At 38.5% G+C, this 18,638-nt stretch carries 21 protein-coding genes and 1 tRNA gene; 15 read left to right on the top strand and 7 right to left on the bottom strand.

The features are described from left to right. Nucleotides 1-68: 68 nt before the first annotated feature. Nucleotides 69-539: a GFA family protein gene (locus I6F40_RS04955; protein ID WP_058154198.1), complete on the top strand. Its 471-nt coding sequence runs from the start codon at nucleotides 69-71 to the stop codon at nucleotides 537-539. Between the two features lie 100 nt (nucleotides 540-639). Beyond that, the gene (locus tag I6F40_RS04950; protein WP_197139884.1) at nucleotides 640-1,113 is read left to right on the top strand and encodes a VOC family protein; all 474 of its coding nucleotides are present in this window, start codon (nucleotides 640-642) and stop codon (nucleotides 1,111-1,113) included. 208 nt (nucleotides 1,114-1,321) lie between these two features. Here the strand turns inward: I6F40_RS04950 and I6F40_RS04945 are convergent. Then, nucleotides 1,322-1,406: transfer RNA gene (locus tag I6F40_RS04945), tRNA-Leu, on the bottom strand. Between the two features lie 468 nt (nucleotides 1,407-1,874). Between I6F40_RS04945 and I6F40_RS04940 the strand changes: the two genes are divergently transcribed. The 3 genes from I6F40_RS04940 to I6F40_RS04930 all read left to right on the top strand — a co-directional run bounded on the left by I6F40_RS04940 (nucleotide 1,875) and on the right by I6F40_RS04930 (nucleotide 3,915). Then, nucleotides 1,875-2,864: a fatty acid desaturase gene (locus I6F40_RS04940; RefSeq protein WP_197192575.1), complete on the top strand. Its 990-nt coding sequence runs from the start codon at nucleotides 1,875-1,877 to the stop codon at nucleotides 2,862-2,864. A gap of 305 nt (nucleotides 2,865-3,169) precedes the next feature. Then, nucleotides 3,170-3,583: a GFA family protein gene (locus I6F40_RS04935; RefSeq protein ID WP_007377055.1), complete on the top strand. Its 414-nt coding sequence runs from the start codon at nucleotides 3,170-3,172 to the stop codon at nucleotides 3,581-3,583. Between the two features lie 110 nt (nucleotides 3,584-3,693). After that, entirely contained in the window at nucleotides 3,694-3,915 is a 222-nt protein-coding gene (locus I6F40_RS04930; protein WP_197192574.1) for a hypothetical protein, read from the top strand. On the opposite strand, the gene I6F40_RS04925 is transcribed toward I6F40_RS04930, so the two are convergent. Then, on the bottom strand, nucleotides 3,904-5,100 hold the full coding sequence (locus I6F40_RS04925; RefSeq protein WP_197192573.1) for an MFS transporter: 1,197 nt from the start codon (nucleotides 5,098-5,100) through the stop codon (nucleotides 3,904-3,906). The genes I6F40_RS04930 and I6F40_RS04925 overlap by 12 nt on opposite strands. Nucleotides 5,101-5,206: 106 nt before the next feature. Here I6F40_RS04925 and I6F40_RS04920 point away from each other — a divergent pair, with 106 nt between their 5' ends. After that, nucleotides 5,207-5,998 carry an AraC family transcriptional regulator gene (locus I6F40_RS04920; protein WP_024605835.1) on the top strand — a complete coding sequence of 264 codons (792 nt, stop codon included), beginning with the start codon at nucleotides 5,207-5,209 and terminating at the stop codon, nucleotides 5,996-5,998. Between the two features lie 18 nt (nucleotides 5,999-6,016). Here the strand turns inward: I6F40_RS04920 and I6F40_RS04915 are convergent, their stop codons facing one another. The 3 genes from I6F40_RS04915 to I6F40_RS04905 form a co-directional block, all read right to left on the bottom strand. Continuing rightward, nucleotides 6,017-8,077: a TonB-dependent receptor gene (locus I6F40_RS04915; RefSeq protein ID WP_197192572.1), complete on the bottom strand. Its 2,061-nt coding sequence runs from the start codon at nucleotides 8,075-8,077 to the stop codon at nucleotides 6,017-6,019. 74 nt (nucleotides 8,078-8,151) lie between these two features. Then, complete coding sequence (locus tag I6F40_RS04910; protein WP_197192571.1) at nucleotides 8,152-8,808, bottom strand: YoaK family protein; 657 nt, start codon at nucleotides 8,806-8,808, stop codon at nucleotides 8,152-8,154. A 29-nt stretch (nucleotides 8,809-8,837) separates the two neighbouring features. After that, on the bottom strand, nucleotides 8,838-9,527 hold the full coding sequence (locus tag I6F40_RS04905) for a substrate-binding periplasmic protein (protein WP_197192570.1): 690 nt from the start codon (nucleotides 9,525-9,527) through the stop codon (nucleotides 8,838-8,840). Between the two features lie 123 nt (nucleotides 9,528-9,650). Between I6F40_RS04905 and I6F40_RS04900 the strand changes: the two genes are divergently transcribed. The 5 genes from I6F40_RS04900 (at nucleotide 9,651) to I6F40_RS19810 (ending at nucleotide 12,463) form a co-directional block, all read left to right on the top strand. Continuing rightward, entirely contained in the window at nucleotides 9,651-9,899 is a 249-nt protein-coding gene (locus I6F40_RS04900) for a TIGR03643 family protein (RefSeq protein WP_007581511.1), read from the top strand. A gap of 76 nt (nucleotides 9,900-9,975) precedes the next feature. Further along, nucleotides 9,976-10,338: a hypothetical protein gene (locus I6F40_RS04895; protein ID WP_197192569.1), complete on the top strand. Its 363-nt coding sequence runs from the start codon at nucleotides 9,976-9,978 to the stop codon at nucleotides 10,336-10,338. A gap of 23 nt (nucleotides 10,339-10,361) precedes the next feature. Further along, nucleotides 10,362-11,435: an endonuclease/exonuclease/phosphatase family protein gene (locus I6F40_RS04890; RefSeq protein ID WP_197192568.1), complete on the top strand. Its 1,074-nt coding sequence runs from the start codon at nucleotides 10,362-10,364 to the stop codon at nucleotides 11,433-11,435. 244 nt (nucleotides 11,436-11,679) lie between these two features. Continuing rightward, nucleotides 11,680-11,994, top strand: coding sequence for a hypothetical protein (locus tag I6F40_RS04885; protein ID WP_029751226.1), 315 nt, complete (start codon nucleotides 11,680-11,682; stop codon nucleotides 11,992-11,994). Nucleotides 11,995-12,331: 337 nt separating this feature from the next. Further along, nucleotides 12,332-12,463 (top strand): hypothetical protein, encoded by a 132-nt coding sequence (locus I6F40_RS19810; RefSeq protein WP_269435495.1) that lies wholly within the window; start codon nucleotides 12,332-12,334, stop codon nucleotides 12,461-12,463. 280 nt (nucleotides 12,464-12,743) lie between these two features. On the opposite strand, the gene I6F40_RS04880 is transcribed toward I6F40_RS19810, so the two are convergent. Both I6F40_RS04880 and I6F40_RS04875 read right to left on the bottom strand, forming a co-directional pair. Beyond that, nucleotides 12,744-14,120 (bottom strand): NAD-dependent succinate-semialdehyde dehydrogenase, encoded by a 1,377-nt coding sequence (locus I6F40_RS04880; protein ID WP_197192567.1) that lies wholly within the window; start codon nucleotides 14,118-14,120, stop codon nucleotides 12,744-12,746. Between the two features lie 218 nt (nucleotides 14,121-14,338). After that, complete coding sequence (locus I6F40_RS04875; RefSeq protein WP_197192566.1) at nucleotides 14,339-14,854, bottom strand: NUDIX hydrolase; 516 nt, start codon at nucleotides 14,852-14,854, stop codon at nucleotides 14,339-14,341. A gap of 233 nt (nucleotides 14,855-15,087) precedes the next feature. Here I6F40_RS04875 and I6F40_RS04870 point away from each other — a divergent pair, with 233 nt between their 5' ends. The 4 genes from I6F40_RS04870 to I6F40_RS04855 are packed head-to-tail and all read left to right on the top strand — an operon-like array spanning nucleotide 15,088 to nucleotide 18,637. Continuing rightward, a complete protein-coding gene (locus I6F40_RS04870) occupies nucleotides 15,088-16,428 on the top strand; it encodes a sigma-54-dependent transcriptional regulator (protein ID WP_197192565.1) in 1,341 nt (446 codons plus the stop codon). Nucleotides 16,429-16,442: 14 nt separating this feature from the next. After that, on the top strand, nucleotides 16,443-16,652 hold the full coding sequence (locus I6F40_RS04865; RefSeq protein ID WP_007581523.1) for a histidine kinase dimerization/phospho-acceptor domain-containing protein: 210 nt from the start codon (nucleotides 16,443-16,445) through the stop codon (nucleotides 16,650-16,652). A gap of 38 nt (nucleotides 16,653-16,690) precedes the next feature. Then, nucleotides 16,691-18,175: a sensor histidine kinase gene (locus tag I6F40_RS04860; RefSeq protein WP_197192564.1), complete on the top strand. Its 1,485-nt coding sequence runs from the start codon at nucleotides 16,691-16,693 to the stop codon at nucleotides 18,173-18,175. Next, entirely contained in the window at nucleotides 18,176-18,637 is a 462-nt protein-coding gene (locus tag I6F40_RS04855; RefSeq protein WP_002958089.1) for a response regulator, read from the top strand. It begins immediately after the preceding gene. The last annotated feature ends 1 nt before the right edge of the window (nucleotide 18,638 follow it).

The raw sequence follows: 18,638 nt of genomic DNA, 5'->3' as shown, positions 1-18,638 counted from the left end.
TGTGGTTTTTTTAAGCTCACCTAGTTAAGGTATTAGTTCAAGCCAACAATAAAAAAATTGGATATATTATGAAGCTTAATGGGGCTTGTCACTGTGGCAAAGTGGTATTTACGGTCAACTCAAAACACCCTTATCCTTACAATTTATGTTACTGCTCTATATGCCGTAAAACCGCAGGGAGCGGCGGGTTTGTTATTAATTTAAACGCGCAATACAGCACGCTTGAGGTTACAGGGCGTGAACACATAACTATTTATCATGCAAAAATAGGCGATAAAATCAGCCCTGCAGAGCGTCATTTTTGTAAGCATTGTAGTGCTAACTTGTGGTTATACGATGCACGTTGGCCTGAGCAAGTTCACCCCTTTGCTGGTGCAATAGATAGTGAGTTACCCATACCGCCAGAGCGCACTCATTTAATGCTTGGTAGTAAAGCAAATTGGGTAAATGCGCCCATTAATGAAGGTGACAAGCAATTTGAAGAATACCCTGATGAAAGTATTGCTGCTTGGCATAAGCGTTTAAACCTCGAAAAGTAACGCAATTTTTTGTATGAGCTAAGCTTAAATTTAGGGGCAATTAAACGCATATTTAGTTTATTAAATATTAAAAATCACCGCGTAAGTAAAGGAGAATATTATGGCAGTCTCAGCAATACCAAAAGGGTTTCATTCAGTTACACCATATTTAATTATGAATGACGCACAAAAAGCGATAGATTTTTATTGTGATGCATTTAGTGCTGAACACGTAATGCAAATGCCTTTACCTGATGGTGGAATAGCCCATGCAGAAATAATAATTGGTGATTCGCATATTATGCTTTCAGATAATGGTTCTGAAGAGCATTTAAAAAGCCCAAAAGAACTCGGTGGTACTGCGCTAAGCCTTATGCTTTATGTTGAAGATGTTGATACCGTATTTAAAAAAGCAATTGATCTAGGTGCAACACTAATAAGACCCTTACATGACCAGTTTTATGGTGATAGGACCGGCACACTACGAGACCCATTTGGTCATATATGGATCATTGGTACACACAAAGAAGATGTTAGTGACGAAGAGTTAAGTAGTCGAATTGGGGATATAACAAATCAAGAGCAAGACGCATAACTAGCGTGCTTATTAGATTTATGTACCTTCCTAATTACGTTGACGGCTTTAATGAAAGTTTTGCTTCAACTCATCTAGGTTTTATCTTGTTATCGAAACCGTTTTCTGCCTAAACGTAGCTCACTTAATTAAGCGAATTAGTATAAATTACTAGTTAAGTTTTAGGTATAAAAAAACCTCAGCTAATAATTAGCTGAGGTTCAAAAAGTGGTACCAGCGGCCGGACTCGAACCGGCACTCCTTTCGGAAGGGGATTTTGAATCCCCCATGTCTACCAATTTCATCACGCTGGCATAATTTTTCTTTAATCTTTTAAGCATAAAAAGATAAAGAAAAACCACTTAAAATAAAAAGGATACTTATATACCTCTTATTCTGTATCCGCATTATACAAATAAAAGAGGGGGCGGCAAGCCTTTTCTTTTATTTGCATAAACAACTGGTTGATAATTAATCGTTTATAGCAAGGAGACTCCACCGGTAAATTTTTTAAGTCTTTTTGGGCTGATATATAAAGCGAATATTTTGGGTTATGAGTGCTATTAAATTGTTATGCGATTGAATAAATAAGCAATTGAACTATTGATAATAGTTAATCGTATTACAATAATTATTCCTGCTTTATTCCTGCTTTATTCCTGCTTTATTCCTGCTTTATTCCTGCTTTATTCCTGCTTTATTCCTGCTTTATTCCTGCTTTATTCCGATGTTGCGCTTAATTCAGGTATTATTTGCGCAACAAGGTTTTTAAGACATTATATATGACCCAATTAAGTGCCAAACAGAACATTCAATCGATTGTTAAAGCAATTAAGGCAGAGGAAGCATCACTTCGTCAAAAGCACCCGTTACTTGCACATCAAAATACCTTAGGGTTAATTATTTTATTGCTATCGCTTAGCGCATTAATTGGTGTTGGTGTTTTATATTATTTAGCCATCATACCTGCTTGGGTATGCATAGTACTTGCGGCTATTGCTGCATCTATTTCCCATGAGTTAGAACACGACCTCATACATAAACAATACTTTAGTAATCAGCCGTTCATGCATAATTTTATGATGCTAACAGTATGGTTAATGCGGCCAAATACTATTAGCCCATGGTACCGACGTAAAATGCATTTACACCATCACAAAACCTCAGGCACACAACAAGACCTAGAAGAACGCTTGGTGGGTAACGGTATTAAAAATCCATTTTTACGTGCGCTAGTTATTGTAGATGGGTTATTAGGGTTAGTTATTTCTACTAAACGTTTTAGAAAAGAAATTAATGGCTTTAGTTTTTCGAGTGTTTTTAATGCGGGATTTCCGATAGCGACTGCGTATTTTGCTGTTTTATATAGCGTTATTGTATTTCATATCGTTGATTTATTTATACCACTTTCGCTAAATTCACCTAGCTGGTTGTTAAGTACAATGAGTGTGTTTGAATTTTTAATGGTTGTGCTCATTGTGCCTAATATTATTCGTTCAAGTTCGCTTAATTTTGTTACCTCAAGCATGCACTACTATGGCGGTGTTAATAATATGCTTGAACAAACACATGTATTAACGAGTCGTTTATTTATGCCGTTTCACTTGTTTTGTTTTAACTTTGGTAAAACGCATACCATCCATCATTTTGTGCCAAATCAGCCGTTTTATTTACGTCAAATGCTAAGTGAAAAAATACTTAAAGTAATGGCGCAACACAACGTGCGCTTTAACGATTTTGACAGTATTAAAAATGCGAATGCTTTTAAATAATTACCCCCAACATAAGGGGAGGTTCTACATTGCTATTCTTATTTTATGATATAAACACATATAAAAAATAATTTAGACGCACCACGTTACGCTATTAGCTTAACGTGGTATTGCTGTTTTATTTAAAACATCGCATCATGTTTGTAGCACTTGCTCAACTTTGAAAAAATCACTCTAAAGAATTAAACATCTAGCCGAGCATACAAATGAACCGGTGAGCAATTTTTTATATTTTAAAAATAATGAATCGATACTGCCGGTCTTATATCTCGATTCAATCTTCATAAGCATTAAGGATTTAAATAATGGAAATTACTGGAAGCTGTTACTGTGGTGAAATTAAATACCAAGCAAAGTCTCAAAATAATAATGCACTTGTTTGCCATTGTAGCGATTGCCAACGTATGTCGAGCGGCCCATTTAGAGCCGTTATAATTGCAGAGCCAAATTCGGTAGTATTTACCCAAGGTGAGCCAAAAGAGTTTGTGAAAACAGCGCAAAGTGGTAACAAGCGTGCGCAAGGTTTTTGCGGCACATGTGGTACAACACTTTATGCAACTAACGAAGCTAAAGCTGACCGTGTATATGGTTTGCGTATTGGTGCGGTTGATCAGCGTGATCAATTTACGCCAACAGCACAAATTTGGGCTAAATCAACATTGAGCTGGTTGAGCGGCTTACACGAAGTACCTGCGTTTGATACAACCCCACAAAACTAGTTAGTTGGGGCTATTAGTAATACGGATAAAAATCACTTTTTTAGTAAGCGGTTTGAAATTTATTTAACCAAATGACTGTCTACTTATAAGTCAGTCATTTGGAGAATAATATGTGTAGTTCACCTAAAAGCAGCCGAGCAGTTAAAAAAACAGCCATTAGTTTTAATGATGAGCTTACTCAAGAACAGCGCCTACGTTTTGCTGCAAAAGCTAATTTAGCGCAAGAGCGCCGTGAACAGCGTGAAGCAACTAATAAACGCTATGAGCAAAAACACACGAGCAACAAAACTTCGTCTGGTTTATTTTCGTGGTTACATCAACTAGTTAGCTGATTTAGCTAAAGTAGTGTTTTTACCACTGCCTAAACCACATAATGCACACAGTACTCCGGCAATAGCGCACAGCCATAATGGCGCACTCCAACTTCCCGTAGTCGTGTGTAATGCACCAGCTAGCATAGGACCAATAGCCGCGAGTAAATAACCTACGCTTTGCGACATGCCTGAAAGCGACGCTGCTTGTTGCGAATCATCGGTTCGTAAACTAATAAACGACAGCCCAAGTATAAAACATGCTCCAGAGCAAAAACCCAGCATTAAGGTCCAAACAAAGGCAAAGTTAGGCATGTAAAGCAGCCCCAATGCACTAAGTGCACTCAACATGGCTAAAATAAAGCTAAGCGCGCTTTGATCTTTTAATTTGGCAAGTAACGGAATCAATATTAAACCCGGTAATGCAGTCGCTATTTGAAAAGCACCATGATAAGCACCTGCTTGCGTGGCACTTTGGCCTGTTTCGATTAATATGCTAGGTAACCACGTGATGATTATATAATTTAAAAACGAGTTTAAGCCCAGCAGTAGGGTAATTTGCCATGCTAGTAAATAGCGCCATACACTTTTTGACGTGTCAGCGTGTTGAGCAATACTCGCGGGTTTTGTGTGCTTACTTAATTGCGACATCCATACAATAATACTCGCCAGAGTAATAAGAGCTGATGAGCCCAGCGCAAGTTGCCATCCTAATCCGTTTAACTGACTAAGCGGAAATACTAAAGTAGAAAAACCACCCGATACCACGCCCATAGTAAGCACGTAGGCTGAGGTCATTAACGCAACCTTTGCAGGAAAGTCGCGCTTAATTAAACTTGGTAATAATACGTTTGCTATAGCAATACCTACACCAATAATAGCGGTGCCTACAAAAAGCATGGCTGAGGTATTTATTACCCGCGCTGCAACCCCTGCAAGTATAAATAACAAAGCCACAAACAAGGTGCGCTCTAACCCTTGCTTTTTAGCAAGAGTTGCGGCCATTGGCGATACAACCGCAAAGGCAATGAGTGGCAATGTTGTTAAAAACCCAGCTTGCGATGCGCTAAGCCCAAAGTGATTAATAATTTGTTCAAGCACAGGTGCAATACCTGTAAATGTGGCGCGTAAATTTGCGGCAATAAGTAATATGCCAAGCACAAGTAATATGCCAGCAAAGCGTGATTTAGGTGTGTTATTTAACAAAAGGGAAGACCATTAAAGCTAATACTTAATGGGCGCTAGTATAAAGGCTTAGCAAAAACTATAATTTAGAGATAATGACATTAAATAACTAAAAACAGACAAAACTATGTTTGATGCAATTGGTTGGGACGACATTAAAAATTTTGAAACTATGGCGCAGCCCATAATAGCCAAAATAGAGCACGCCCATGCAAGTCACGAAATACCACTACATACCCATCCTAAAGGGCAGTTAATTTTAGCGCTACATGGTTATGTAACGTGTGAAGTGTCAGCCAAAATGTGGATGGTGCCCACGCACAGTGCAATTTGGATCCCAGCACAAAAGGTGCATAGCAATAGGGCGTCTGATAACGCGCAGCTTTGTCATTTATTTATTGATAGTAGTAAAAACGGTATGCCGCTAAATACCTGTACGTTAGCTATTACGCCGTTAGTTAAAGAGCTAATGTGCGAGTTGGCTGCGCATAATCAGCACTATACTTTAAATAGTAAAACAGCACGTTTAGCGCAGGTGTTATTTGATCAACTTATTGAAATGCCAGTACAACCACTCGATTTTGTATTATCTAAAAATGAGGTAATTCAAACTATGAGCGATCAGCTCATAAACAAGCCAAACAATCGAAAAACACTACCACAATGGGCTAAGCAGTTTGCATTAACTGAGCGCACATTAGCGCGGTTAATTAAAAAAGAAACAGGTATGACATTTGGAAAGTGGCGTACGCAATTGCATATAATTACAGCCTTAAAAGCGCTATCAGATAAGCAAAGTGTGCAGCAGGTGTCGGAGTTATTAGGGTATGAGTCGGTTAGTGCGTTTATTACTATGTTTAAAAAGGTAATGAAAAAGTCGCCCATGAAATACATGAGCGACTTAAATCAGTTAAATTAGGTTAGCCCTTAATAAGCATTACCACGTATAAGTTGCCGAAAGCATCGCGTTACGAGGTTTGCCAGGAAAGTACCTGTCGCCGGTAAAACTGGTGTAATCGGCGCGCTCCGCATAAGCCTCATTAGTTAAATTAATAATACGGGCAAGCACTTCAAGGTTATTAGTAACTTGCCACTGAGCGCGCAGGCTTAAAACATCGTGCCCTTGGTATTTATTTAAGTTTTCTGGGTCGGTGTAGTAGTTACCAACGCGATGCCACTGCAAAGCAAATTGTGTATTACTGAGTGCTTGCCATGTTAAATCGAGATTAGCAATATTACGCGGCGCGGTGTCTATGTCGTTGCCGTTTATATTTAAACCGTTAAGTATTTGGTTGTTAGTATAAGTATGCTTTGCGTGTGTGCCTGCAAAGTTAAGCGCAAGCGACTGCGTTAGCTGGTAGTCAAGCTCAAGCTCAATACCACGATGGCGAGAGCTGCCATTATTTACCGTAAAAAAGTCGCTATCGCGGTAAATAGTGTTGTGTTTACTCATAGCGTAAACCGATACGCCATAACGTAGTTTTTCGTAAATCCCTTTAATACCTAGCTCTGCATTATTAGCTATTTCGGCGCTTAAGTTTACAGTAGTTTGCTCGCGTTGTAATTGGTATAGCTCAGCCGCTTGTGGCGCTCTGTAACCACGAGAAAAGTTCGCATAAAGCGTGTTATTTGTATTGTACTGATAACTCAACCCAAGCTTTGGCGATAAATTACTAAAACTATTTTCCCCACTTTCAGGGCGACTGTATCGGCAACCACCAAAGCCGCATTCTGTGCCATCGTCTTTTGTTCTACCAGCTAGCATATTATTGGTGTAGTCGTACTGCATATGCTCGTAGCGTACACCTGCAGTAAGTAACCATTTATTTAATTGCCAATCAATAGATGCAAAAGGCGCATAAAGCGTCGCGTTTACATCGTAGTCGTAATGCTTACCTTGTGGCACTGTAGCAACTAAAAATGCAGAACCTTGAGTGGGCTCATTTTGGCTTTGAGTAAAGTCGGCTTGCGTGTATTCGCCATCAAGACCTAGGTTTACTTTTACATTACTTTGTAAATTATGTTGATAAAGCGATTGCACACCAAAGCCGGTTTGGCTGTTTTTTTCAAGCGGTGTGCCGGGTAAAAAGTGCTTAAAAAAGTCCATGCTTTGGTCGCGAAAATATAACGTAGTCGAGAGCACATCATCGTTATTTAATTGCCATGTTGCATTGCTCCATGCTCTAAATGCGCGTGCTTTTCTAAATGCGTCAGGGTCAAAGTTTTTTTGCGCTAGGTCTTCGTTTTTATAGCTTTCAAAGCCCGTAATAAATCCCGCAGTTTGCTGATCTAGGTTTGTGTAAGTAAGCCCAGAGGTAAGTAATAAATTATTATTTGAATAGCGATGGCGAATATTAACTTTTTGTTGCTCTACGCTTTCGTCGTCGCGGTAACCGCTATCGTCGGTAACACTTGCGTTAATGCCTATGCCGCTGTTGCCGTAATCTTGTCCTGCACGTAATTTGTAGCGAGTATAACCGTACGAGCCATAATCTAAACCAACTAAACCACCGCCTTGAGTGGTGTCGGGCGTTATTACATTAATAACACCGTGCACAGCATTTGAGCCATAAAGTGCAGAGCCAGGGCCTTTTAATACTTCAATGCGTTGCGCCATTTCGCTGTGCGCCTCAAATAGCTCGTTTATATTACAAAACCCAGCGGCTCTCAGTGGTATTCCATCTTCTAGAGTCAATATGCCACCACAAGAGCCTGCGCCCGAAAGTACTTGTGAGCGCAGCGCGGGTAAATATTCTTGGCCATTTCCGCGTTGAATATTAGCACCCGCTACACGTTGCAGGGCTTCTTCAATATGGGTAGGCGCTATGCTATTTAGCTGCGCTTGAGTTAGTGTGCTTATTGATAAAGGGAGTGGTGTCGATAGCGCTTCAATACGTGATGCCGTAGTTGTTATGGTTTCTATTGCATCGTTGTTTTGATTATCGGCAAACGCAGTGTGGCTAAAGGGTAATATCAGCGGCAAAAAATAAGGTTTCATACATTCCTTGAAAGTAATCTATATTGCATTGCCTCTATAATATGCGGTTTTAATATGCATTTAAACTTGTTGCGTTAAAGCGTACGTAGCCTATAAACCCGATACGTAATTGATAAAACAAAACAAGCTACAGCAGGAAACACCAAAGCCAGCACTAAGTAATGCTCAAATAAAACAAAACCGGTTATACCGCCTAGTAAAAAGCCTGCAATAATGAGTAAAAACATAACCCCTTTACGAGTATCAAATTGCTCACCTTTAAGCGCTTTACCTAGCATTAAACCAAGGTCAGTAAAAATACCGGTTAAATGTGTCGTACGTATAACAGCACCACTGTAATTAGTGGCTAGCGCATTTTGTAGCCCACACGCAGCAGACGTTAAAACAATGCCGTAAACGAATGTGTTTTTGAGTAAATAAGCACTCGCAAGTAGTAGCAATCCTTCAATAAAAAGCAAAGTGTCGTAATGACGACCAAGTTTTAATGAGCCACCAGAGAGTAAAAATCCCGACAGTGCAGAACCCAACATAAAGCTAATAATTATTGAAAGTAGCAATAAGGCAGTGCTGGGGTTAGTTATTACTTTAATACCAAGTAAAGTAACAGAGCCAGATACATGCGAAATAGCCTGATGCTCAAATCCTAATAAGCCAACAGCGTTAACTATGCCCGCTATAAATGCGAGTGCAAAGGCGCCATATTCAACCCACTTTGGTAGTTTTGTAAACATTGGTTATCTCTTAATATGTGCAGAGTTAATTATTGAGCTTGTGCTTTAAAACGTTTTATTTGCTCATCAACTAATTTTGTATCAATTACGCCACGCTTAAAAGCAATGTAAGTAGGAAACGTAAACTCATTTAATTGCCGAGCATAAATGTTTTTATATTCTTTTGAGTACCACAAACCCGCTTGATAGTTAGTTATTGCGTATTCAACACGTTTTTTTTCTAGTAGCTCAAAAGTGTCTTTAGTTGAAAGTGAGCGAAGCAGATTATTCTCATCAAGGTTATACTTTTTAGCAATAACCTCAGGCAAGGCAACGCCGCGCAGCATAGCTATTGGGGTATTTGATAAGTCGTCAGTGAGCAGTTTATCTTTGTTTAAAGTAAATAAACCATACTTAGTAGTATGCAAGGGCACACTTGTAAAATCTAAATACTTTGCACGTTCCTCTGTATTGGCCAAAGAGAAATAGCAGTCGTAGTAACCCAGCGCCATTTCTTTTTTAACGCGCGCCCATGGCAGATGAATTACGTCAATTTTAAGATTTAAATTACGCTCAATAAACGTTAAATATTCAATATCTAAACCCGTGAACGTATCGCTTTTCTCATCAAATATAGTAAAAGGCGGGTAGTGGGTTGTTACGCAGCGCAGGGTTTTACTTGGCGCTGCAAGTAATAACGAAGGTAAAGTTAAAGCTAAAAACAGGAATATTGCGCGCATAAATATAAATTCGATATCTTTTAAAGTACATAACTTGAACGCCAATTATACAGTTACTGAGTTTAATTGCATTGATCTAAGTATTTTTACCTAGCGTATAAGTTAAATTTTGTGAGATATACCATGTTTAACGCAGAGCAGCAGTCACGCATTATCGAAATGGCGTGGGAAGATAGAACCCCCTACGAGGCTATAGAGCAGCTATACGGATTAAAGTATCCGCAGCTGGTGGTTTTTATGCGAGACAATGTTTCAAAAGGCAGTTTTAAAGTTTGGCGTAAGCGCCATGCAGGTCGTAAAACAAAACATTTAAAATTACGCGATCCCGCTATTATGCGAAGCCACTGTAAAACACAATATAAACAACGTTAAATAGGTGTTAGTTGTTTCATATGATGTTCATCCGTGTTTGTTAATCTTTAGCTATTAATTATGCTAGAGATTATTTATGAAAGCACCTATATACACAGCACTAATAGCATTGGCTTTATGTTCAATAAGCGCAGACGCAAAACCGCATAAAGATAAGCATGGTCATAAACACGGCCATAATAAGCATCATTCACATAAACATAACGACAATGACTACCTTTCTAAAAAAGAGGCAAAGCAGTTAATTCGCGCAGGTTGGACGCCACCTGGGCTAAGTAAAAGCTATCATCGAGGCGACTTTTTAGAACGCGATTTATACAAAAGAGGTAGAGTGATTGAACGCTCTAGAGATAATGGTACAGTGAGTATAGAAATAGACCGTACAGTTATCCATATGGTGCACGATACTCGAGAAATACTTTCAATTTTAAGTCGCTAAATTAACTTTATAAGGATATTAAAATGCTCATTGCGCTGGCTATAATTATTGGCTTTTTTTTACTGGTTACCTTATTACCTATGTCGTACAGCCAGCATTACTTAGTGCGTAGCTGCGATTTTGTGCGCTTACAGGTTTTTTATATTGCCAGTTTTGTAGCCGTTACTTCGTTGTTTTTATTATGGCAAAGTAGCGCAATAGGCTATGTATTTATAGTCTTAACCTCATTACTTATAATGATTTTACAAGGTAAATGGATTTACCCGTATACGTGGCTTGCTAAAAAAGAAGTGCAAAGCGCACCTAAGCACATCGACGATAGCATACGAATTATGTCGGCAAATGTACTTATGTCGAACCATAAAAGTGAGCAGTTAATTAGTCTTGTTGATGAGCATCAACCCGACCTACTTATTACGCTTGAGAGCGATAGCTGGTGGGAAAATAAATTATCAGTCATTAAAAAAAATTACCCGTATTACATAGAATGCCCTAAAGACAATCGTTATGGCATGCACTTATACAGCAAGTTTAAAATACTCGATGCACAAATATGTGAGCTTATAGAAGAAGATATTCCCTCAATTCATATTTTGTTTGAAAACGATGAAGGCCTGCAAATGCAAGGGCACTTTATTCACCCCGCACCGCCAAGCCCGACTGAGGAAGACTCATCGCGTCCGCGCGACTCAGAGCTAATAATGGTGGCTAAAGCACTTAAAAACCCTACACGGCCTACCATAGTTGCCGGAGATTTAAACGACGTAGCATGGTCGCGCAGCACCCGTTTGTTTATGCAAATAAGTGGCTTTTTAGACCCTCGAAAAGGCCGTGGTTTTTATAATACCTTTCATGCAGGCTACTTTTTTATGCGTTGGCCGCTCGATCATTTATTTCACAGCGAAGGCTTTAAAGTAAAGCGTATTAAGCGCTTAGCTAAATATGGCTCAGATCACTTTGCGCTACTCACTGAGCTTTCTTACGAAAACGCTAATCAGCAATCATTAGAAACTAAATCGGCGCAGCACAAGCAAGAAGAAATTCAAGAGCTTGCTATGAGTAAGGCCGACAAGCGAAAAGTGCCAAGGTTTGATTAGTAAACGTTAGATATAGCGGTATTTATATAAAGCATTGAGTTATTAATAGCTGAAGCCTGACTTGTGTTGAATTGTTACTGTGTTATTTGGTTTATACTTTATTTTTAATATATATACTTGTTTTCTTAGAAGTAAAGAGTGGTAAAACTCTCAAAATAAGCGCTGGCAATTAACTTACTTTGTTTGTACTTTTTAGTCATTGAGAATAGCGTTAATACGTTCAAAACGTTGGATGTTCGATTATATGTTTGAGTTTTTTCGGCTTACTTTATTGGTTTTAGGTGCTATTCCTTTACTTGTATACCCATTTGCAGTTATCGCTAGTCTTATGGGCTTAGGAAGTAAGCCTAGTATTAATATTCCATTGTTTAATAGAATCATGAATAAATTTTTTCTATGGGGCGTTTTAATATATCCCATGGTGTTTTTTGGATGCTATTGGCTTAGCGATAATTTTGTAGAATATGACCTTATATTGGCTTCTCTGCCCATGTTTTTTTTACTATTACTCTGGGGCAGTTTTCACTTTATGGATGCTCCAGCAAAATACGAAACGTAAAATGGGCACAAAGTTTATTGAAGTTGGAAAATATAAATCAGATAAACGAATTAACTCGATTATTATGCAATTTAGCTTATTCACTAAGCGTTCGATAGCTTTTCTAATACTAGGGCTTGAGAAAAAGCGCTTTGAGTACCTAGCTAAATATTACCTAATCATTCTCCATTCCTCATCAAACTTTCTCGTAAAATACCAAGAGCCAGCTATAAGTAACGCTAGTAAGCGAAAAATAGTAATTGATGTAACACATCATATAGGTTGGTTAGGTTTAAATGCTAGACAGTTCTCCCGTGCACTTTGAGGGTCCCGAAATCTAATACATCCTTATGAGCAAATGGCTAGTAAAATGTACCCTGATGCAGATACATGTGATATTTCTTGGTTAGTTGTTCAGGCCGCAGTAAATTATTTAGCAAGGATATTAAAAACGACTGAACACTTGGTGGGTATGAGAGTTGACGATTAAACATAAAATTAGACCACGATATTTATTCCCCATTAAAGGCTATGCTTGCAGTCTTCGACTCCTCAGATTAAAAGCGCGATGTAAAATCGCACCTACGAATATATCCAAAACTCGGTACTATCTCTTACTAAAAACTAAGTATTGTCTCCTGAAAACTACTTTCTAAAAGTCATAAAAAAGCCTAAAAGTGGTTACCCACTTTTAGGCTTAGTAATTTTTGTGTTTTAAACACATATTAAGAATCTGTATTTAAAACACTTGTTTCATTTATGCAGCTAAATTAGCTGGCGATCATAATGCTTTTAACATTAACAAATTCGCGCATACCAAAACCGCCGTGTTCTCTGCCGTAGCCACTGCCTTTAACGCCACCAAATGGTAGGTTAGGTTGTGCTAAACCGTAGCCGTTAATGTTGATCATGCCGGTGTCGAAGTACTTTTTAGCAAGCTCAATGGCTTTTTTCTCATCTTTTGAGAAAATACCACCGCCTAAACCGTAGCGAGAATCGTTGGCGATGCGCATAGCATCGTCGTTATCTTTCGCTTTAATAAGCGAAGCGACAGGGCCAAATAATTCGTCATCGTAGGCCGGCATGCCAGGTGATAGGTTATCAAGTAGCGTTGGTGGGTAGTAGTAACCTGTTTGCGATGGTATTTCGCCACCCGTTACTATGTTTGCACCTGCTTTAACTGATTCCATTACTTGGTCGTGAATGCCATCACGTAAATCTTCACGAGCCATTGGGCCTAAGTCTGTGTCATCTGCCATTGGGTCGCCCATTTTCATGGCTTCAAACTGCTCTTTAATTTGTGCTTTAAAGTCATCGTAAAGTGACTCAACAACAACATAACGTTTAGCTGAAACACACGTTTCGCCGTTATTGATCATGCGACCTGTTACACAGGTTTTGACTGCAAGCTCTAAATCAGCGTCATCGAGTACTAAGTATGCATCGTTGCTACCCAGTTCTAACACTGTTTTTTTAGCGTGTTTACCCGCTTCTGCAGCTACTTTTTTACCTGTGGCATCACTACCCGTAAAGGTTACGCCGCTAATTGATTTGTGCGCAATGAGTGAGCTGGCGGTTTTACCGTCGATGAGTAAGTTGCTGAAACAGTACTCTGGGAAACCGGCTTGTTTAAATAGCTCTTCAATTTTTTCAGCCATGCCAAATACGTTACCAGCATGTTTTAATACGGTTGTGTTACCCGCCATTATGTTGGCAGCACTGTAGCGAATTACCTGATAAAGCGGGAAGTTCCAAGGTTGAATACCTAACAGTACACCTGTTGGTTGGTAGCTGATAATTGCACGGCCGCCGTCCATATCACGTTCTTCGTCAGCAAGTACTTGTGGGCCTTGTTCGGCTGTGTAACGACAAATTCCTGCACATAGTTCAACTTCTTGAAAGCCTTGCTCGTATACTTTACCCATTTCTTCGGTCATGAGTTTTGCGATAGATTCTTTTTGCTCTTCGAAAAGTGAGGCTAACTTATTAAGATATCTCGCACGTTCAGTGAACGACGTTAAGCGCCATTTTAAATATGTTTCGTGAGATTTTTCGATTACCTGTTCAGCTTCTTTTTGAGAAAGTAGCGTGTAGGTTTCAATGGTTTGCTCAGTTGCCGGATTAATCGTTTTAACTGTGTTACTCATTTCTATCTCCTTACAAATTATGTAATGGTGATAGTGCAAAACGAAAGCCAGTATCAAAAAAACAGCATTAATTAATCTCAAGTTATTGAAATGTAATGTCTATTTTTGGTTTATTATTCTGCTAATAACTTTTTACTACTATGAATATATTATCCAAAGCAGTAAAAAGTTCTGATTGATGCAAAATTTACAAGATTGATTGCTCATGCTTATTCAACTTATAGAAGTTCTTTAGCAATGCGCTTTAATAGGTAGGTTTCTCGTAAAATGGAGAGTCCTTGTTTTTCACTGTTAGCAAGTGTGCGCTCGTTATGTGCAATTGCGTCGTTAATATCAACCCATTTAGCAGTCATGCCATTTTGCTGCTCATAATGCTCTAACTGTGCTTTGCCAAACTCGTCGGCAATATTACATACAAAGCAATACGATTTGATATGAATAATATCAAAGTCGTCTTTATACCAAGGGCGATACTCTTCATAGAGTCCAAAGGCTTTAACTACATTTATTTGTTGTGCACCGGTTTCTTCGCTTAGTTCGCGGATTAAGCCTTGTTCAATACTTTCGCCTTCATCTACTCCACCACCAGGTAAGCTGTAATCTTCATAGCGGCTTGTATACATTAAAAGTATTTTATTATTTTTAATAACAATGGCGCGAGCTGTTAAACGTGTAAACTGACTACCTTGGTCAATATTAATACCTGAATGAATTAAGGTTTTTAATTGCTGCATTTCGTCTCCTTTTTTAGGTTTTTGATAATAACAGTTGCTACCATTCTATAAATAGAAACGATTTTAATTATTTTTATATTTTATGATCGATTTTTTTAAGCTTACGTAAATATTAAGTTGGTAACATAAGTGGCATTGAATCACTTAAATTAACTTAAAAAAATAGATTCTAGACACGTCTTTAAATTAGCATTTATGATGCGTAGAATAACAAAAAAGCATAGGGATTTATCATGTTAGACATACTTTTAGTAGACGATGACGTTGAATTTAGTGACGTTGTTTGCCACATAGTCGAATTCCTCGGCCACAATATAAGCACCGCCACCAGTTTAAAAGAAGCACATCAATGGTTTGAAAATAATACATTTGACCATGTGCTACTTGATTTTATGTTACCTGATGGTAGCGGTTTGCACTTACTTGATCATTTAAAAACGATTGGGCAATCTCCAAAAATTACACTTATATCGGGTCATCCTTCAGTCAAAGGCATTTTAGCTGAAATGTGTGAGCCAAATGTAGGGCATTTATTAAAACCATTACAACGCGAAGATTTAGAACTCGTTTTAAATGGCCCTAAAAAAACAGTTAAAAAAGCCAAGTCGAGCGGTATTGCACGCCACTTTGGTGGGTTAATTGGTGAGTCTGAGCCAATGCAAAAGCTATACAATATGATTGAACGCGTAGCTAAAACAAATGCTAACGTGATGCTTATGGGTGAAAGTGGTGCAGGTAAAGAAGTAGTGGCTCAAGCTATTCATAACGCAAGCCAGTGCGAAGGCCCATTAGTTGCTAGCAACTGTGGCGCACTTTCAAAAGAGTTAATTGGTAGTGAGTTATTTGGCCACGAAAAAGGCGCATTTACAGGCGCAATTGCACGTAAAGAAGGTGTGTTTGAGCAATCAAATAACGGTACTTTGTTTTTAGATGAAGTAACCGAAATGCCAATTGATATGCAGCCAAATTTACTGCGAGTACTTGAAACTAAAAAAGTAACACGCGTAGGTGGTAACAGAGAAATACCAACCAATTGTCGTGTTATTTCAGCCACTAACCGCTCGCTTACCGATTTAGCGCAAAATAATATTATTCGTGAAGATATTTATTTTAGGTTGGCTGTTTTTCCTATTGATATACCGCCACTTCGCGATAGAAAAGAAGATATTCCTTTATTAGCTAAAGCCTTTTTAGATCAGCTTAATGATGAAAACGGTACCCCATTTAGTTGGACACCCGCGCAGCTAAAAGAGTTACAAAGCTATGAATGGCCAGGTAATGTGCGAGAGCTTCGCCACGCTATACACCGTGCATTTATTATGAGCGATCCGCAAACCAGCTACATTACTCTACCTGATAACTTAGAGTCGCCTTTTTCGCGCGTTAATAACCAAGCGGCTGAAAAGCCAGTATCAGCAGGGCAAACTATTGAAGAAGTTGAAAAAGAACTTATTCATGCAACGCTTGATAAGGTGCAAGGTAATAAAACGCTTGCTGCGCAAATGCTAGGTATTAGTACTAAAACACTTTATAACCGCCTTAATGCATACGGCGGTATTGGCGAATATAAATAGATTTGAGGAAGGGCATGACATCCGATAACCAAACAGAGCAACTAAATAAATTAGTACACGATGCAAGAGCGCCGCTTAATCGTATATCGATGAATGCAGAGCTTATTAAGTTGGTACTTGAAAACGATATGCCAAAAGAAAAAGCGCTAGATGCACTTGATAAAATTATTAACAATTGCCAACAGTGTAGTGAAAGTTTACAAAAAATAACTGACTCTCAATAAATAGTAAGTGTTGTACAAACTCTAATTCGGGAAGCTAAATGAGTAAGCAAAAACAGCAAGGTAAGACAAATATTACTTGGGCAGCTTTTATAGTTGTTGTGTTAAGTATTATTGTAGGTAACGCATTTTTAGCATTGAATACGATTCAAGGTTTAACGCAAACCCAAAAGAGTTTAGATAACACTAATATGCTGACTGCGGCAATTGAGCAACTGCATTTATCAATAGTGCAGGCTGAGTCTGGTCAGCGCGGTTATTTATTAACAGAAGAGACTGATTATTTAACGCCTTATTACGATGCTGTTGGACAAATTGAAGCGCAAACAGATCATGTTAAGTCACTACACTCTGAGATTGACGGTCAAGCTGAGCGCATCGCTCAGTTATTAGTAGTAGTTGATAGCAAAATTAAAGAGCTAAAGCAAACTGTAAACCTAGCATTGGATGACAAAGAGCGACGTGCAATTTATGTGTTAAATACACATAAAGGTCGGGAGCTTTATAAGCAAATTAGAGAGTCTGTTAATGAAATTCAAGACCGTGAATTACTCTTTAAAGTAAGTCATTTTTCAAAGTTAGCGCAAATTAAGAATGAAGCTAAAATCACGTTTGCTATTACAGCAATCACAAGCTTATTACTCATTATTGGTATGTTTGTGATGACTCGTCTTAATTTAAGAAATGCAGCACAATATCGTTTTGAGCTTGAAAAACAAAACGAGACTTTAGCAATTAAAGTGTCTGAGCGTACGCAAGAATTAACTTTATATTCTGATGAATTGAGCCGAAGTAACCGTGAACTTGAGGAGTTTGCTTTTGTAGCAAGCCATGATTTACAAGAACCGCTTAGAAAAATTCAAGCCTTTAGTGACCGCCTCGAAACCATGTTTAAAGATGAGCTTGGTGAAAAAGGGATTGATTATATTGGCCGCATGAAAAATGCAGCGCAACGCATGTCTAACTTAATTAATGACCTATTAGAGTTTTCGCGCATTACAACACGCGGCAGAGACTTCGATGATACAAATTTAAACGAAGTAGTAACCGATATATTAAGTGATTTAGAAATTGCGATAAAAGAGTCAGATGCACAAGTTGATGTAGAGGACTTACCGGTTATTCAGGCTGATAAAAGCCAAATGCAGCAGCTGTTTTTAAACTTGTTGTCGAACGCTGTTAAATTTAGGCGCCCAGATGTAAGTCCACATATAAAAATCAGCTATCAGGATAAAGACATATTTAGTGCGGATCATAATGCACATTTAAGTTTTCAAGTTATTACCATAGAAGATAATGGTATTGGTTTTTCACAAGACTATGCCGATAAAATATTTGTACCGTTTCAACGTTTACATGGTCGCTCAGAATATAAAGGTACAGGTATTGGCCTTTCTGTTTGTCGACGTATTGTGGAACGCCACGGCGGAACAATTACTGCCCAAAGTAAAGACGGTGAAGGTGCAACCTTCATTATAAAACTACCTGTGGAAGCTGCGCTTTTCACATTGCAAGGAGAGGCTTAAATGCCCTATTCAAAAGTAAAACCTATTACTATTTTAATGGCAGACGATGATGAAGATGATCGTTTGTTAACACAAGATGCCCTTGCCGAAAGCCGTGTACTTAACGAGCTTCATTTTGTTGAAGATGGCGTTGAGTTACTTGAATATTTAGAACGTAAAGGTAAGTTTGAAGACAAAACAGTATCGCCACGACCAGGATTGATATTACTTGATTTGAACATGCCAAGAATGGATGGTCGTGAAGCACTTGAAGCTATAAAAGGGAACCCTAACTTAAAGGGAATTCCGGTTGTTATACTAACTACGTCTAAGCAAGAAGAAGACATGGTTAAAGGGTATAACCTAGGTGCTGCATCTTATATTACTAAGCCTGTGACGTTTGATGGTTTAGTTGATTTGATGAAAACGCTAGGAAAATACTGGGTAGAGTTTGTAGAGCTACCGACAACATTTAACGATTAAT

The sequence above is a fragment of the Pseudoalteromonas sp. SWXJ133 genome (genome assembly GCF_015864365.1).
GTDB lineage: Bacteria > Pseudomonadota > Gammaproteobacteria > Enterobacterales > Alteromonadaceae > Pseudoalteromonas > Pseudoalteromonas arctica.
This window is presented reverse-complemented; position numbering and strand designations above follow the sequence as displayed.

Bases quoted from the DNA above. Each gene is read 5' to 3' on its own strand.
- I6F40_RS04955 (WP_058154198.1), top strand. From the start codon at position 69: ATGAAGCTTAATGGGGCTTGTCACTGTGGCAAAGTGGTATTTACGGTC.
- I6F40_RS04950 (WP_197139884.1), top strand. From the start codon at position 640: ATGGCAGTCTCAGCAATACCAAAAGGGTTTCATTCAGTTACACCATAT.
- I6F40_RS04940 (WP_197192575.1), top strand. From the start codon at position 1,875: ATGACCCAATTAAGTGCCAAACAGAACATTCAATCGATTGTTAAAGCA.
- I6F40_RS04935 (WP_007377055.1), top strand. From the start codon at position 3,170: ATGGAAATTACTGGAAGCTGTTACTGTGGTGAAATTAAATACCAAGCA.
- I6F40_RS04930 (WP_197192574.1), top strand. From the start codon at position 3,694: ATGTGTAGTTCACCTAAAAGCAGCCGAGCAGTTAAAAAAACAGCCATT.
- I6F40_RS04920 (WP_024605835.1), top strand. From the start codon at position 5,207: ATGTTTGATGCAATTGGTTGGGACGACATTAAAAATTTTGAAACTATG.
- I6F40_RS04915 (WP_197192572.1), bottom strand. From the start codon at position 8,077: ATGAAACCTTATTTTTTGCCGCTGATATTACCCTTTAGCCACACTGCG.
- I6F40_RS04910 (WP_197192571.1), bottom strand. From the start codon at position 8,808: ATGTTTACAAAACTACCAAAGTGGGTTGAATATGGCGCCTTTGCACTC.
- I6F40_RS04905 (WP_197192570.1), bottom strand. From the start codon at position 9,527: ATGCGCGCAATATTCCTGTTTTTAGCTTTAACTTTACCTTCGTTATTA.
- I6F40_RS04900 (WP_007581511.1), top strand. From the start codon at position 9,651: ATGTTTAACGCAGAGCAGCAGTCACGCATTATCGAAATGGCGTGGGAA.
- I6F40_RS04895 (WP_197192569.1), top strand. From the start codon at position 9,976: ATGAAAGCACCTATATACACAGCACTAATAGCATTGGCTTTATGTTCA.
- I6F40_RS04890 (WP_197192568.1), top strand. From the start codon at position 10,362: ATGCTCATTGCGCTGGCTATAATTATTGGCTTTTTTTTACTGGTTACC.
- I6F40_RS04885 (WP_029751226.1), top strand. From the start codon at position 11,680: ATGTTTGAGTTTTTTCGGCTTACTTTATTGGTTTTAGGTGCTATTCCT.
- I6F40_RS19810 (WP_269435495.1), top strand. From the start codon at position 12,332: ATGGCTAGTAAAATGTACCCTGATGCAGATACATGTGATATTTCTTGG.
- I6F40_RS04880 (WP_197192567.1), bottom strand. From the start codon at position 14,120: ATGAGTAACACAGTTAAAACGATTAATCCGGCAACTGAGCAAACCATT.
- I6F40_RS04875 (WP_197192566.1), bottom strand. From the start codon at position 14,854: ATGCAGCAATTAAAAACCTTAATTCATTCAGGTATTAATATTGACCAA.
- I6F40_RS04870 (WP_197192565.1), top strand. From the start codon at position 15,088: ATGTTAGACATACTTTTAGTAGACGATGACGTTGAATTTAGTGACGTT.
- I6F40_RS04865 (WP_007581523.1), top strand. From the start codon at position 16,443: ATGACATCCGATAACCAAACAGAGCAACTAAATAAATTAGTACACGAT.
- I6F40_RS04860 (WP_197192564.1), top strand. From the start codon at position 16,691: ATGAGTAAGCAAAAACAGCAAGGTAAGACAAATATTACTTGGGCAGCT.
- I6F40_RS04855 (WP_002958089.1), top strand. From the start codon at position 18,176: ATGCCCTATTCAAAAGTAAAACCTATTACTATTTTAATGGCAGACGAT.